Source organism: Paenibacillus hexagrammi (assembly GCF_021513275.1).
Taxonomy (GTDB): domain Bacteria; phylum Bacillota; class Bacilli; order Paenibacillales; family NBRC-103111; genus Paenibacillus_E; species Paenibacillus_E hexagrammi.
Window position 1 is genome coordinate 2,750,476 of sequence record NZ_CP090978.1, and the last position, 15,407, is coordinate 2,765,882.

Below are 15,407 nucleotides of genomic sequence, written 5' to 3' on the forward strand. Positions count from 1 at the left end.
GTCATTCGTAACTAGGAAGCGGTTAACCAAGCTGTCTGTACTTACAAAGTTTCACTTCATGCAATACCTCCTTTTTGGCAGCCAAAACAACAGCGTGCTTATAAAGTAACATATTTTCACGAAGATAGATTTGTAATATCCGGTTGTTTTTTATAATTATCTGAAAAGCTTCACCCTCAAATGGCAGTAGGGTAAGACGAGGGATTACTCCTCGGACTCCCCGTCAAACCGTGCATGCGGATTTCCCGCACACGGCTTTCCTTCGTCAGTTCCCCATCTTCAGGAGTGAGTTCTCTTCATCCGTCGCCGAATTGCCTATTTCACTCCTGAATTAGGAACGTGTGGTGAGTAAGCTTGTTAGAAATACCATTCCTGCCGATTCCAACACTTTGTTAGGAATCAGCGAGTTAGAAACCGTAGATTTCTTTTTGCGTATGAAAGCTCGCACCCTCATACGCGTCCATTTGTCCAAACATTGAAACTTCTTGTTTACATTCCCTATGCCGAAATAGTTTCACAAAACCTCGTGCGACCTCATTTAGTTTCTTAATCATTTCTTGTAGGTTATTTCCTTGTTGTCTGTGGGTGATATTACGGACTTTATCTTTGTATTTCTCCACTTTCGTGTCAGGTACAATGAGATAATCCTTCCAAAAATCGAATCCTAGAAAACGAAATCCTTCATCGAAATGCACAACCTTCGTTTTCTCAGGATGCATTCTCAGCCGCAGTTCTTCTTCCAGAATAGTCTTTGCTACTAGGTATGCTTCTTCTGCCAGTTCCTTTGTCTTGCAAAGGATAACTGCATCGTCTGCGTATCTTACCACAGCAAAACCTTTCTCCTTCATTCCCCAGTCGAAATGATTCAAGTACAAATTCGCAAGCAATGGCGACGAAATTTCCGCCCTGCGGGGACCCGATTTCCGTTTCATGGAACTGATCATCTTCCATGAATCCCGCCGTTAGCCATCCGCGAATGAGCGTCAGTACTTTTCCGTCGGTGATTCTCTCATGTACTTTCTCCATCAGTAATTCGTGTGGAATTTCATCGAAGAAAGACATAATGTCAAGGTCAACCACATATTCGTATCCGCCGCGTTTCGCACGTCGAATCGTATTTATTGCTTGGTGCGCCGAGTACCCTGCACGGAAACCAAAGCTGTAATAGTAGAAGTCTTGCTCAAAAATCGGCTCGATGATTTGGCGAACCGCTTGCTGACATACTCGATCTCGGATTGTGGGAATACCTAACGGTCTTAATTTCCCATTCTCTTTCTCAATGAAGTGTCGTCGCACCGGATCGGGCTTGTACCGCCCTTGTTGCAATAACCTTTGAAGTTCTTTTAGGTTCATGTTCACGTTCTTCTCGAACATGGCAATGCTTATGCCATCGATTCCGCCGCTTCCTTGATTCTTCTTCACAGACAGCCACGCTTTGTACAGGTTTTCTATTTGGTACACTTTATCGATCAGGAGTAATATTGCCGTTTCGGTTTCATTGGTGTTTCACCACCTTTACCGCTACTCACCAAGCTGGTATTGTTTCCGCTACAGATAATCGATTCCTTGCTTATTCCACGGCGCAACAAATGCGTCTTAGACTCATTGTCAATCGCTCCTGTTTGTCCGTCGTGTACTCAGGCCGCCAGTAGCCCTCTATCCGTTGGAGTTCTTTCGCCATTGGCGGGACGCACCCATTTGGAACTACCCTCGTTGGTTCAAGGCGCTTACGATCTCCACTCACACAAACTCACAGACTTTGACGAAGCACGTTCCCTTTGCCTCTGTCTTCCCTCTTTTGAAGTGGAAGCAGGTTATGCGACTGAGTTTTTTTTTCCCTCGTGCGCATACTCATCCGAGTTTTCTCCTCCAGACTGTTACCAGCTTTCATTGGCTCGGACTTACTCGCTACTACGAAACGATCCGCCATCTCGCAGCTTATCGATTCGGCTTTCCCTTTAAGGTTATACCTCCCCTACCTCGTCCGCGTTTGCGTCAAGGAAACTACGAGACTTCCCTCAGTTATCTGCACATTCTTTTCCATCCATCCTGACCCTAATCACGTCGATGAGCCTTACAGGTCATATCCCTTTGTTTGTTTTCCTGCAAGATACACATAAAAGTATAGGTTTCCCCGTTCTTTGGGCGGGTCACCCAGCATCGCCGCCACCTCTGGTTCACCGCATTCCGGGCTGGACTTTGCCTGCAGGCCCTTCGGATTCCCTCTCACGAGAGACACCCTGCCAATCCTATTCTTGTTGGAGTAGGACCTCTACTTCGGCTACGGCACTTTAAAGGGTAAAGCTACCGAGTGGATTTGAACCACTTAGATTGTGCGACTGTGAGGCGCACCAAAAAAACAGCCTGAGGATTCAGGCTGAGTTTGGTGATAAAGCTGGAGCCACGACGAGCTTCAGTAGATTTGCTGCGAGCGCTTATACGGTAATCTTTTCAATTGCTGCTTTCATTTCCCGCGTCATTCCGCTCAGCTGCTGCACCGATGCAGAAATTTGCTGAGCAGCATGAAGCTGCTTGTGTGCCAGCTGGTTAATTTCATGGGTACCTGCCGATGAGACAGAGGCGATATCTGATATTTCCCCTACTGATGCTGCCACCTCCTGCGACCCAGCTGAAATCTGCTCGGCGGAAGCAGAGATTTCCTGTATCTGGGTGGTGACAAATCGAAATAGGTCCACAACCCGATGGAAGGACTCATCCACTTCCTTGGATAACTCAATGCCCGCTTGAACCTCTGAGGCTCCCGTAGACATCGTTTCATTGATTTGCACCGATATGTGCTGAATATTGGTCAGCAACGCGGAGATTTGTGAGGTGGAAGAGGAAGAATGCTCCGCAAGCTTGCGCACTTCACTTGCGACGACAGCAAATCCGCTGCCATGCTCACCGGCGCGAGCTGCTTCGATCGATGCGTTAAGAGCAAGCAGCTTGGTCTGATTCGCTATATCAACAACAACCCTTAGCACTTCACCAATTTGCTGTGAATAACCGCCTAATGCTTGAACTAGGCTTTGCGTATCCTGCGCTGCTGCCGCGATTGTACCGATCTGCTGCTTCATGAGTTGAATGGTATTCTTTCCGGATTCTGCGGATTGAAGCGCTGTCTGAGAAGCGTCCGAGACATGGAGTGCAGCCTCCGACACGCGCCCGATAGACTGCGTAATTTCAAGCATGGAACGCGCACTCTCCGAAGCACTGTATTGCTGGGTTTGAGCACCCTCGTCCACTTTTTGCGCCGTATCGTTAACGACTTGATTCATATTCACAAGCTGCTGAGATTCCACGGACATCACTTCAAGCGAAGCTGCCAATTGATCGGCCGTTCCTTTCACATTCGATGAGATCGCTCCCACTAGCTCGGTCAGCTTTTCAGACATTCGCTTCGTACTCGCGTAAGCGGATCCGATTTCATCCATAGAGTGAACCGGGTGCTTCAATAATATCGCTTTTGCCTGCAGAAGATCACCTTCGGCGATCCGTTCCGTAGCCTCCCCCAGGTAACGAAGCGGACGAAGTGCACGTGCTATAAATAGGGCGATCACCAGTAGCGCAACTATCGTCAAAATCCCTCAAGCCCACGTCATACATGGAACTTCCTCGTAAAATTTTCCCTGCTATCTGCTCAACAGCACTGGCTTCAACATCAATCCCCAGAACACCGACAATCTTACCCTCCGAATTTTTTACCGGAGAGTACGAGGAAAGATAAGATCCATATTGGGGATTCTCAATGATTGAGGAATGCGCTGTCTCCCCTTTCAATAGCGCTTCGATCGCATCAGGGGGAATATCCGTCACCTCATTGATGGGGAAGCGCTGTCAGAATCCTTCGGCTGACCGTCGATCATAATGAGCGGTTCCTTCTGATCGTTAATTTTGACCAAATATACATATAGAGCGCCAATTTGTGTACGATATCGGTCTAATTCACTGCGTATCGACCAATAGCTGTCATCCTCTTTTGGATCCTTCAAAAATTGTTCATACTCTTTCAAATCCATTTGCTTCGCATAGCTCTGGGCCAAATTCATGCCGTACGACGCGATAGCGCTTTCACTTGCCGCCTTCGCATTATTGACCTGCAGCAGCACATGACCGGCAGTCAACAGCAGCAGGACCACCGCGACAGCGATGACAAGCTTGGATACCAGTCGTTTACTGAAATACTCCCACAACTTCTTCAAGTACATTCCCCCTGCGTAAATACTTACATAGCATCTATCCGACAAGATTCGACGAGATTCCGCTAAATCCTTCCTGGTAGGTAGGTGTATGTACAAAAAAATCGTGGGAGAGGGATACTCCTATCTCCTATACCAACGCTCATACTGCTCCGCGAGATTATCCTTACTGACCAAAACACGATGCAGTGTATGACTCGGAGCAAGTCCATTGAGTTCAATAATTAACTTATTAATGTCGGATAGGATCAAAACGAGTTCGGAGTCGTTCGGCGATTTTCGAAGCAGCGTCATCGCTTTCTTCATGGAGGTTCCGATCTCGCTTCTCAGCATGACCCAAGGAGGCTGTACGTTAGCCTGACGAAGCACGGTCTCTAAAGGATCACCCGTCGGCACCGATAATGGTTTACCCATTCCCGGCAACCGGTTAAGTCCGCCGTTTCGGACAAACTCCTGATAGGCGTCGTCCGCCCAACTCTCCTTTTGAAGCTCGATCAAATCCAGTTCATCCATTGAATGGGCAACCCTTTGATGTTTCTTATTCCTATCATGTTCCTGTTCTTGCTCTTGGTTTTCGCTCATTCCACGCCCCCCCCCCCCCTCTCTACTTCGTTCATATTAAAAGTTTACTCACCTGATCATTGCTTCTTATCTTGATCTTCAAGTAGCAAGTAACCTTCATCCAATAGGCTCCAAGCCTCTACGCGTTCCTTATTTTTTTCATATCACTTCTGTGGACTGTAAAAGCACTAATATCATCGGTCATGTCCACTCTAGCATCCCAGAGCTCCGACCAATCCGGATATGTTGGCGCCCACGCCACAGTCCACCCGTTACTGGTTCTTTTCAGCAGATGAACCTCCTGGCCGGGATGCGTACCTAAGCCAAGTGCATAAACAACTGCCGCGTACTCGTCTTTTTGGTGGATGGCTGTTACATTGCCTGAACAGTAGGGGCTATCCTGAAGTTGCTTGCCACGCTGTTCCGAGATAGCCATCGGCGCTTGGGGATAAGGCTCTGCCTGCCATTCCCCATCTTCATACCAAAGGAGACCATGGCTCTCTATCGCATTTGCACCTAATCCAAAACCAACGGTGATCAAAACTATCTTTTTTAAAAATAGACGCAGGAAGCCGCTCAAAAGTCAATAAAAATTTTATCAGAAGATTCTCATCGATTTCTCAGAAAAGCCGTCTCCCTCCCGCCTTCCAACAGATTGCGCAGCTCCTAGCAATAATTAGGAGGAATTTTATCTGGTATAGTGATAGCAAGCACAAGGAAGTCCGCTTCACTCATTACGGACAAGCCTTGCTAACCATCACATAGGAGGGAAACAACATGAACTTTCAACAAGGATGGAAAAAACGTCTGACGGTCCTGTCGATCGCCGCCGCTATCACTATCACTGGTGGGGTCCTGAGCAACCCTGCGCCTATGCATGCAGCCACCATTTCTGCATCAGCGACGTCCGCAACTTCCAAAGCCAACAGTATTATTGCGTTGGGTAAAAGATATTTGGGAACACCTTATCAATTTGGAGCTAAATATGGTCAAACCAGGACGTTTGACTGTTCTTCCTTCACGAAAACCGTATTTGCCAAATATGGAATTACTCTGCCTCGTTCGGCCTCGGATCAATCCAGAGTCGGCTTGTATGTCTCCAGAAGCAATTTGAAAAAGGAGATTTGATCTTCTTCAGCGTTCCGGGAAGATCAGTAAAAGTAGGACACGTGGCTATTTACTTGGGTAACAACAAAATGCTGCATACGTATGGCGCTGGTGGTGTTAAAATCTCTACCATTAACAGCTACTGGAAGTCACACTATGTGACTGCCCGCCGCGTGATTAGATAAATGAGTTGAATCAGCTCTCATCTTCGGATGAGAGCTTGTTTGTCGATATAGGAGTGTCCATTCCGAGCTTCAGCAGCTTTTCTCCGATCTCTGTTGATATGGTGACAACTAGGTGCCGCAATAAGTACGATAAGGCCGTGTTGATTGTACAGGCAGGATATAATCCAGCTCCACATCTATGGAATAATCAAACGGTTTAGCAAGAACGTCTAGCAGCTTATAAAGCTTCGTAAAGTCCCTATCGTTTTCCGCAGCCTCTAAGGCTTCTTCTACTCGGTGGTTCCGAGGAATGACTACAGGGTTGCTGCTGCGCATAAGTTCATAAGCCGATTCGATCGGGCCTGCCTCCCTCCCCAATCTAGCCTGCCAACGTCCATACCAGGCTTTAAACTCCTCGGTTGCAAAGAAAGGCAAAGCAGCAGGCTGATTCAACGTCAACATACGAAATGTATTCGTGAAATCAGCACGATACGTCTGCATCAACCCAAGCAACTCATTAATTAAAGCCTCATCTTCCGCCTCTTCCGTGCGAATTCCGAGCTTCCCCCTCATTCCCGCAAGCCAATGCTTCATATACATATCAAAAAATCGGGATATCTCATCCTCAGCCAGTTTCACAGCCTTTTCTTCATTGCTATCAATTAGAGGCAACAGCGATTCTGCCAGTCGTGCCAAATTCCACGCAGCGATTCGCGGCTGATTCCCGTACGCATAACGCCCCTGAGAATCAATGGAGCTGAATACCGTAGCCGGATCGTAAGCATCCATGAACGCACAAGGACCATAATCGATGGTCTCTCCGCTAAGCACCATATTGTCGGTATTCATAACGCCATGAATAAATCCGACGAGCTGCCATTTGGCAATGAGTTCCGCCTGACGCTTGATCACTCCTTGCAGCAGAGCAAGGTACCGGTTCTCCTCCTGGCTAATCTCCGGGTAATGCCTCTATCGTATAATCCGCCAACGTTTGCAAATCTTCTTTCGCCCAGTTTGCTGCATATTGAAAAGTTCCGACACGAATATGACTAGCCGCTACTCGCGTAAGAATTGATCCTGGTAACTCCGTCTCCCGGATGATGGACTGACCGGTGGTCACGACCGCCAGGCTTCGTGTTGTGGGAATTCCAAGAGCATGCATAGCTTCGCTGATGATATATTCTCGGAGCATCGGACCCAGGGCCGCTCTTCCGTCACCGCCGCGTGAATATGGCGTCCTTCCTGATCCCTTTAGCTGCAGGTCTACACGCGTTCCTTGTGGTGTCATGTGCTCACCAAGCAGTATGGCCCTGCCGTCACCCAGCTTGTTAAAATACCCGAATTGATGTCCGCCATATGCTTGTGCCAGCGGCGCAGCACCTTCGGGTACAAGGTTTCCTGCAAGCTCATTTACACATGCTTTAGATTGTAGTGTTTCAACATCCAAGCCAAGCCATTCAGCTAGCTTTTCATTGAGAATGACCAGTTTCGGCGCGCGGACTGGAACCGGATTTTGCTGTGTAAATAAGGATTCGGCAATGCTGCATAGCTGTTATTAAAATTCCAGCCTGGGTTCAATGAAGCTTGATGTTCTGTCATTGGGACTCCTCTGCTTTCTCGTTTTGTCATAGTATATCCAATCAGGCCAATCTAAGATTTTAACCGACCGCTGCTGACTATAGCAAAAAACAGCAAACCCCTGAGAAATCGGGATGCTTGCTGTTTTTTATCGGGTCAAATTCCCTGACGTTATTTAGCTTGAATGTAGCCTTCCGCTTTAAGAAGCTCTGCAATTAACACAGCACCGCCTGCAGCGCTGCGAAGCGTGTTGTGGGACAATCCCACAAATTTGAAATCGTACAAGGAATCTTCGCGAAGACGGCCTACCGAAACACCCATTCCGCGCTCAATGTCACGGTCCAGCTTCGTTTGCGGACGGTTCTCTTCTTCAAAATACGTAATAAATTGCTTAGGCGCGCTTGGCAAAGCCAGCTCTTGCGGACGGCCTTTGAATTGCTTCCATCTCTCCAAAATTTCTTCCTTGGAGGTTTTCTTTTCAAATGAAGCAAAAACCGTTGCCAGGTGACCGTCAGTAACCGGTACGCGGATACATTGCGTTGTAATCAGCGGAGCGTTAGCTTTGACGATACCTTCGTCCGTCAGAGTTCCCCAAATACGCAGCGGCTCCTGCTCGCTTTTTCTTCTTCGCCGCCGATGTACGGAATCACGTTGTCAAGCATTTCCGGCCAGTCAGTAAAGTTTTTACCCGCGCCGGAGATCGCTTGGTACGTAGATGCTACCACTGTTGTAGGATTCAAATCCTTCAATGCGTGAAGAGCCGGTACATAGCTTTGAATCGAGCAGTTCGGTTTAACCGCGATAAATCCGGTCGATGTGCCCAGGCGCTTTCTTTGAGCAGCAATCACTTCAATGTGCCCTGGATTCACTTCCGGGATGACCATCGGTACATCAGGCGTCCAGCGGTGTGCAGAGTTATTCGAAATAACCGGAGTGCCTGTTTTCGCATAAGCCTCTTCCAGCGCTTTAATTTCATCCTTCTTCATATCTACCGCACAGAAAATAAAGTCAACCTGAGAAGCGACCTCTTCCACCTTGGAAGCATCCTGTACGACGATTTGCTTAACGGGATCCGGGATCGGCGTATCCAACTTCCATCTGCCCTTTACGGATTCCTCATAGGTTTTACCAGCAGAGCTGCTGCTTGCTGCGATTGCTGTTACTTCAAACCATGGATGCTGATCCAGCAGCTGAACAAAGCGCTGGCCTACCATTCCTGTGCCTCCGACAATACCTGCTTTTAATTTTGCTGTCATAGTCGATTCAATCCTTTCAATGAAGTATTCAAGTGTGTGAACTCATAACCTTATCTACATTAGGTCTATTCAAATCTTTCGACTTCTGTCCGTATGCCGCACCAAGCCGTTTTATCAGGCAACAAAAAATCCCACCCCCAAGACTTCGGTAAGTCTCAGGGACGAGATTGTTATGCTCGTGGTACCACCCTAATTTCGCTGAACTGTCGCCATATCAGCCTCTTCAAGTACGGCATTACGGATGCAATGCGTATACTTTAGCTCTATAACAGGAGCTCCTGGCTCACCATCCCCAGCTTGCGCGGTTCCGATGGGCTGCTCAGAGTCTTTTTTCAATAAACATCGCTTTGCTCCTTTGCAGCTGCCGGAGCTCTCTGTGAAAGCATACATTTATTTACTCGTCTCTTCATCGCATTTTAAACATTTTGATCATTTTAACAGATATCTCACATCACGTAAATATGATTTTCAAAAATTCCATATACTAAAAAGAATTCCAACACACGATTCAAGTTATTTTCGAAGTGTCGGAATTAACCGATGATGCTTCAGCAAGAGATCCAGCCCATCTGCAATATCTTGAACAACAATATGACTAGTAAGTAAAGTCACAGTCGCACAGCCTTCTTTACCAATGACTGCCATGGAGAGATCAGTACGGCGGAACATCAGTTCATCATTGACACCGTTGCCCATGGCGACTACACCTGATCCTAGACTTGACACAAAATCAGCTTTAGCTTCCCGTTGATTGGACTTGCCGATGATTTGCAGCTTGACGGGCAGAGATTCGCACTCTATCGACGCACTGCCGTTACTGTCCGCTGTCAAGACATGAATCGTAATGGATGCTGACAGCTCCTCCAATCGTTCTTTCACTTGCGGCAGGATCTTCCCATCCCATGCAATCGTTCCATTAAAATCTAGGACAAGATCCGTTATGACCATGTCTTCTTGGCCTGGAATCCTGAGTAACATATTGATTTCTCCTCGCTGCATGCCGCTCAAATCAGCTTAAATCTCACTAGATGATCGGTCAAATTTTCATTGTTCAAAACTTCTAGCTGCTTCTTTCCCAGCAAATCGTAATGCGGGTATTGATCCCGATGATGGATGTAAGCAGGGTTCAAACTATACTCCTTGCACCAATCCTGAAGTCGATCCAGATCGCAGCAGCCAACCTTCGTCACGGTCTTCAGCCCTTCAAATCGAGGATCCAACCAATAATGCGTCAAATAAGCGATTTCCCCCTGCTTACACTTCCGCTTCCATTCATTCAGTTCACTTCTGGATATCCCGAAAGCCATGAAACATTCTCCTAAGAATTGTCATAGATGCTGAAAAACTGCGATCGACAGCACATCATTCCTGAGGGTCTGCATAGCGCACAAACGACATGACGATATCCTGCGCATGGTCACCAAATCCGGACCCGAACAGATTGAGGCCTCGAACATTTAGCGCCTCCTCCTGCACCTCAAAACGTACACGGATTGGCTCTTGAAAAGCAAGTCCAAGTAGATCAATGTTTGTCTCCGCTGACAGGGTACCATTCACGAGACTGCCCTCTTTGCAAACTCTCCACTCCGTCAACTGGCCGTATTCCGTGCCGCTGCGCCAACGTTCAGGAGTCAGCTTTCCCTTTACGGTCCCCGAAATCACCCGGGCTGGTCCATGTGCCGATAGGCAAATCATTTATGAATAGTGTAATGTCCGAAGGCCACTCCATCTGAAAGGCAGGAGCTTCTGCGCACACCTCTGCACGCACAATCAGCTCATCCAGAGTGACGCCCGGCGGCATCGGGTTAGCAAAATAGTATTCTACATACCCTGCGCCTGAGAACCACAAAAGCGCAGCTTCCGTGCGTTCCGGCATATAAAATGCGCGCGGGTCGTCCGTAGACCCAATGATGCTGCCGTCCTTCCCGGCCATGCCGCAGGTCGGCTGAATCGAGCATCGCGAATACATCCCGATCGGCATGTGAATGTCTTCAGTGCGATGAAGACCCTCACCTAGTTTAGAGGGAAGATCCAGTTGGATGGAACGGCAAGTCACCGAGCAAATCTTTTCGCGGTTGGCGCCTTGGGCAGACACGACTAGCTCAGCCTGCTCAAGAATTTGCACATTGATAGAGATGGTGGGCTGCGCAGCGCCAAGGGCTTCAGCCAATTGACTGACACTCATGGGCTTTTCGCCCAGTGCTTCAAGGATTCGTACCCGAATATCACCAGACAGTGCTTTGGCGACATCTACGATTCGAGAAGCAGGATAACGGATGGTTTCTTGCTTGATTTCACTCATAGATTCGTTCCTTTTTGATTAGAGTTCTTATCCTTTAGTGTACATCGAAACCTATGTATTGTAAAACTATAATGTGTATTGCGTATTTTAAATACTAATGTTAGAATGGTGCCAATTCCACAAAATGAAAGGTTGTGCACACGCTATGCATTTGGCAGAAGCAGCATCCCTAACTACCGACATTCCAAGACCTGAATATCCGCGTCCCGATTGGGAAAGGTCGGATTGGTTCAATCTGAACGGCAGCTGGTCCTTCCAGTTCGACCATGAGCAAGTCGGCTTACAGAACTCATGGTATAGCAGCAATGAAATCGCTTTCGATTCAACCATTATTGTTCCCTTCTCATGGGCCAGCCCTCTGTCGGGTATCGGCCGTAGTGACAAGGGCATCGGGTGGTACCGCCGCAGGGTGAAGTGGCAGCCAAGCGAGGCTGAATCCCGCATTTTCCTTCGTTTTGGTGCTGTTGACTATTCATGCGAGGTTTGGATCAATGGTATGCCTGTCGGTTCCCATCAAGGAGGCTACGGGACCTTCGAATTCGATGTCACGGATGTGTGGCAGGTATCCGGCGAGAACACGATCGTCGTCCGGACCGAAGACTTCGACCATGACTTTCAAGCACGCGGTAAGCAGGGCTATGGAGAAATCCGCGGCATTTGGCAAACGGTCTGGCTAGAAGCAAGGCCTCAAACGTATGTGCGGCATGCTGAGTTCACCACTTCAATAAGCGGCCGGATACAAGTGAAAGCTAAGGTGCATTCAAACAGCGCATGTAAAGCGACGATCAGCTTTTCGTTCGATGAAGGTGCGGTACTGCATCGTGAAGAGCTTGAATTGAGCGTCGGCGAGAACGAAATCACTACGGAATTTTTGGTCAAGGAGCCGAAGCTTTGGAGTCCTGAATTTCCTTATTTGTATGAAGGACAGCTACTGTTGGAGGGCTCTTTCGGCAGGGATGAGGTCCGCACTTATTTTGGCATACGCGAGATTGGTACCGTCCTCCATGAAGGTCGAACCTATCGTTGGATCACCCTGAACGGCAAGCCCGTCTACCTGAACGGTACCTTGGATCAGTCATATCACCCTAGTGGATTTTTCACTTACCCGACAGACGATGAGATGCGTGATGAAATCTATTTAATGAAGCGGCTTGGATTAAACTTTGTCCGCATCCATATCAAGCCGGAGGAGCCGCGCAAATTGTACTGGGCGGATAAACTGGGTATTCTCGTCATGGAGGATATGCCTTGCTTCTGGGGCAATCCGGATGAACAAGCGCGGCTTTCGTATGAAGCTGAAGCCCAGGAAGTCATCGAACGGGATTGTAACCACCCCTCTATCTTCTCTTGGGTGATGTTTAATGAAACTTGGGGCCTTAAGACAGACAGTGCAGCAGCTGGACTTACGGGGGATCAGCAGCATCCTCATAACTATTTGCCGGCTACACAGGAATGGGTTCGCGGAATCTACAAATGGGCGAAGCAACTGGACCCCACCCGAATCGTAGAGGACAATTCCCCTTGCAATCAAGATCATGTCGAGACGGATCTCAATACATGGCATTTTTATATCAATGGCTATGAACAGCTGCGGGACCATCTGAAGGACGTGACGGACAACACCTTCCCCGGCTCCGCCAAAAACTATATCGGCGGGAACGTACAGGCTAACGCGCCACTTATGAACAGCGAGTGCGGGAATGTATGGGGCATTAAAGGCGGTGCTGGCGACAGCGATTTGGCATGGCATTACCGCTATATGATGAATGAATTCCGTAAGTATGATAAGCTTTGCGGTTTCGTATTTACCGAATTTCGGGATGTGACCAATGAGTTTAACGGCTATTACCGCTTGGACGGCTCGGATAAAGATTTTGGCTTTGACGCATTTGTGCCCGGAATGACGATCGCAGACCTGCACGCACCGGATTTTATCGTGATTGATGCACCTCCTTGCCAGACTGTCGATGCCTCTGCAATGGTCACCATACCTCTCCTCCGCTCCAGCTTCTCGGATCAGCATCACGGACAAGAGCTGCAGCTTGCTTGGGAATTATGGTACGACAACTTAGGAACGCGAACCGTCATGAACCGTGGGGTCGAACATATCACTTGGAATTCATACGGCGTAAGTGAGCTTAACCCCTTGCATGTGAAAATGCCGGCACAGGACGCCGTTGCTGTCCTCGCCATCCGGCTGCTGGATGCCGCAGGTCACAGCTTGATGAGAAACTTTATAACCTTCGATGTACGCAGTGGTTCCGCCTGCAGGTATGATGTTGATGGCAGCTTGCAGCTGTGCCTGTCGCAGACTTCAAAGAGCATTCATTTGCCTATGAATGGAACGCGATTCAAGGAGCCAAAGTTAACGGCGGTAAAGAAGGCTCTCTCCTTTATGACATTCAACTGCCTAGTCAAGATGATCAGAATGTCATTGGTGAAGTTGAAGTCATCTTCGAGGCCAGCGCGAAGCGGTTGCAGGCACGCAACGTGGAAGGCGCGGTTCTTCGTCAGCATGACATCAGCTTTATGCATGGTGCTTCGGCGAATGTTGAGTATAACCCGAACACGTACTATATGACCGATGACGAGCGGCATGAATCTCGCGTTAACGTCTTGATCGACGGCGAATGCATCGGCTCATTCGTTCTTCCGGATGATCCTGCGGATTGCCGGGGTGTGCTTTCTCGGCACTACCAGCCTGCTGTAGACTTGCTTGATGAAGCGGGCTCATACGGATATTTATGCAAGGTAAGAGTACCAAGCCGATTGGCAGCTAGATTGGATCGAAACCGCCGCTTCACACTTGAATTGAAGGCCGATGAAGGCGGAATTGCACTTTATGGCCGCAATGCCGGACGTTACCCGATTGATCTTTGCATTCGCTATCATTGATCTTATCCTTTCAGATAAAAGGTCGGACAGAGACATTCTGCCGGTCTTTTTTTATAGTTGACAGTTTGCAGCACATCCAAGGAATAAGAGCCATCGTCCTCGGAGGTTCAGGAGCCATAGACCGTATCGACAGCAAGTACATGTCATCAAATTTATCACATCTTCACCCTTCCACAGCTTCATGTCAGGTATAGTCACAAAGACAAGCCCTAACCAATATGATGTAGTACTTAAGGTAAGTTTGGAGGAGGCTGGTACTTATGGCTTGGAAGCCCAGGAAGGTAGCGATTGTGGGGATGGGTTTAGTTGGCTCAAGCTGTGCGTACGCGATTATCAATCAATCCTTTTGCGAGGAATTGCTGCTGATTAACCGATCACCGGAACTCGCCAAGGCCCAAGCGCTGGACCTCTCTCACTGCATGGACTTCACGCAATCATGGACCAAAGTATATGCAGGCGGCTACGAGCAATGCGGGGATGTGGACGTTGTCATCTTGACTCCGGGAGCAAGCGTCCTCAAGGGGCAAAACCGGCTTGAACTGATGGACTCGTCCATTCAGATCATGAAGGAAATCATTGGGCCAATTATGAACAGCGGCTTTACCGGCATCTTCCTCGTCGCGACCAACCCTGTAGATATCGTTACATATGCCGTTTGGAAATTGTCCGGACTGCCGCGGAATCGGGTGCTTGGAACCGGCACCTCAATTGACAGCGCAAGACTGAAACAGATTTTATCCGGAATCTTCCCTGTTGAACCGAAAGGCGTCCAAGGCTATGTGCTTGGCGAACATGGCGAATCCCAATTCGTAGCCTGGTCACACGTGACAATTGGAGGAAAACCGCTGCAGCAGATCATCCATCAGCATCAGCAGCGATTTGGTCAAGTCAATCTAGACCAGTTAGCGGAACAAACTAAGCTTGCAGGCTGGGAGATTTTTAATCTCAAGGGCTCGACCTACTTCGGGATTGGCAATGCTCTGGCCTTCATTGCGCGTTCCGTTTTGAATGATACCCATCGAATCTTAGCCGTGTCTGCTGTTTTAGATGGCGAGTACGGTGAAACCGATGTTGCTGTCGGTGTCCCGGCTATCATCTGTAGAGATGGCGTTAAGGAAGTTGTGGAATTGCAGCTTGATGAATCGGAGAAAGAAAAATTCAGGAATTGTTGCAGCGTGATCTCGAGCGCATCTGGTTAAGGCGCATATGTTGGAAGAGTGATTTATCAGCCTTGCTTGGTCAAATAACCCTCTCAGCGGAAACAAGTTAAGTTTTTTCGGTTTTCAGCGTCTTGAAGTTATGTTATGATTTATATAAGAAAACCGAGTGCGGCAAACACTCGGCT

13 protein-coding genes, 3 pseudogenes and 1 other annotated feature are annotated in these 15,407 nt (G+C 48.3%); of the genes and pseudogenes, 4 read left to right on the forward strand and 12 right to left on the reverse strand.

Going from position 1 to position 15,407, the window contains the following annotated elements; all coding sequences use genetic code 11:
• Positions 1-407 precede the first annotated feature (407 nt).
• The 6 genes from L0M14_RS31875 to L0M14_RS12180 all read right to left on the reverse strand — a co-directional run bounded on the left by L0M14_RS31875 (position 408) and on the right by L0M14_RS12180 (position 5,301).
• Entirely contained in the window at positions 408-827 is a 420-nt protein-coding gene (locus L0M14_RS31875; protein ID WP_350340499.1) for a reverse transcriptase domain-containing protein, read from the reverse strand.
• On the reverse strand, positions 709-1,422 hold the full coding sequence (locus L0M14_RS12160) for a reverse transcriptase domain-containing protein (protein WP_235122325.1): 714 nt from the start codon (positions 1,420-1,422) through the stop codon (positions 709-711). The genes L0M14_RS31875 and L0M14_RS12160 overlap by 119 nt, the downstream gene beginning before the upstream one ends.
• A 1,013-nt stretch (positions 1,423-2,435) precedes the next feature.
• Entirely contained in the window at positions 2,436-3,581 is a 1,146-nt protein-coding gene (locus tag L0M14_RS12165; protein ID WP_235122326.1) for a methyl-accepting chemotaxis protein, read from the reverse strand.
• Positions 3,582-3,812: 231 nt separating this feature from the next.
• Positions 3,813-4,202, reverse strand: coding sequence for a hypothetical protein (locus L0M14_RS12170; RefSeq protein WP_235122327.1), 390 nt, complete (start codon positions 4,200-4,202; stop codon positions 3,813-3,815).
• A gap of 120 nt (positions 4,203-4,322) precedes the next feature.
• The gene (locus tag L0M14_RS12175; RefSeq protein ID WP_235122328.1) at positions 4,323-4,781 is read right to left on the reverse strand and encodes a DUF1992 domain-containing protein; all 459 of its coding nucleotides are present in this window, start codon (positions 4,779-4,781) and stop codon (positions 4,323-4,325) included.
• Between the two features lie 118 nt (positions 4,782-4,899).
• On the reverse strand, positions 4,900-5,301 hold the full coding sequence (locus tag L0M14_RS12180; RefSeq protein WP_235122329.1) for a hypothetical protein: 402 nt from the start codon (positions 5,299-5,301) through the stop codon (positions 4,900-4,902).
• 332 nt (positions 5,302-5,633) lie between these two features.
• Between L0M14_RS12180 and L0M14_RS12185 the strand changes: the two are divergent.
• A pseudogene (locus L0M14_RS12185) lies at positions 5,634-6,052 on the forward strand (C40 family peptidase).
• 108 nt (positions 6,053-6,160) lie between these two features.
• On the opposite strand, the pseudogene L0M14_RS12190 reads toward L0M14_RS12185, so the two are convergent.
• The 6 genes and pseudogenes from L0M14_RS12190 to L0M14_RS12215 all read right to left on the reverse strand — a co-directional run bounded on the left by L0M14_RS12190 (position 6,161) and on the right by L0M14_RS12215 (position 11,167).
• Positions 6,161-7,630: pseudogene (locus L0M14_RS12190) on the reverse strand (protein adenylyltransferase SelO).
• A 150-nt stretch (positions 7,631-7,780) separates the two neighbouring features.
• Positions 7,781-8,865: pseudogene (gene asd, locus L0M14_RS12195) on the reverse strand (aspartate-semialdehyde dehydrogenase).
• Positions 8,866-9,019: 154 nt separating this feature from the next.
• Positions 9,020-9,284, reverse strand: a binding site (T-box leader).
• A gap of 94 nt (positions 9,285-9,378) precedes the next feature.
• Positions 9,379-9,843, reverse strand: a complete 465-nt coding sequence (locus L0M14_RS12200) for an HAD family hydrolase (RefSeq protein WP_235122330.1) — start codon at positions 9,841-9,843, stop codon at positions 9,379-9,381.
• A 26-nt stretch (positions 9,844-9,869) separates the two neighbouring features.
• Positions 9,870-10,172, reverse strand: a complete 303-nt coding sequence (locus L0M14_RS12205) for a hypothetical protein (RefSeq protein ID WP_235122331.1) — start codon at positions 10,170-10,172, stop codon at positions 9,870-9,872.
• A 55-nt stretch (positions 10,173-10,227) separates the two neighbouring features.
• Positions 10,228-10,527, reverse strand: a complete 300-nt coding sequence (locus L0M14_RS12210; RefSeq protein WP_235123081.1) for a hypothetical protein — start codon at positions 10,525-10,527, stop codon at positions 10,228-10,230.
• Positions 10,490-11,167 carry an ArsR/SmtB family transcription factor gene (locus tag L0M14_RS12215; protein WP_235122332.1) on the reverse strand — a complete coding sequence of 226 codons (678 nt, stop codon included), beginning with the start codon at positions 11,165-11,167 and terminating at the stop codon, positions 10,490-10,492. Before L0M14_RS12215 ends, L0M14_RS12210 begins: the two co-directional genes overlap by 38 nt.
• 145 nt (positions 11,168-11,312) lie before the next feature.
• On the opposite strand from L0M14_RS12215, the gene L0M14_RS12220 reads away from it, so the two are divergent.
• The 3 genes from L0M14_RS12220 (at position 11,313) to L0M14_RS12230 (ending at position 15,261) form a co-directional block, all read left to right on the forward strand.
• Positions 11,313-13,748: a glycoside hydrolase family 2 protein gene (locus L0M14_RS12220; RefSeq protein ID WP_235122333.1), complete on the forward strand. Its 2,436-nt coding sequence runs from the start codon at positions 11,313-11,315 to the stop codon at positions 13,746-13,748.
• Complete coding sequence (locus tag L0M14_RS12225; RefSeq protein WP_235122334.1) at positions 13,697-14,062, forward strand: hypothetical protein; 366 nt, start codon at positions 13,697-13,699, stop codon at positions 14,060-14,062. The genes L0M14_RS12220 and L0M14_RS12225 overlap by 52 nt, the downstream gene beginning before the upstream one ends.
• 260 nt (positions 14,063-14,322) lie before the next feature.
• Positions 14,323-15,261 carry an L-lactate dehydrogenase gene (locus L0M14_RS12230; protein WP_235122335.1) on the forward strand — a complete coding sequence of 313 codons (939 nt, stop codon included), beginning with the start codon at positions 14,323-14,325 and terminating at the stop codon, positions 15,259-15,261.
• Positions 15,262-15,407: the final 146 nt, after the last annotated feature.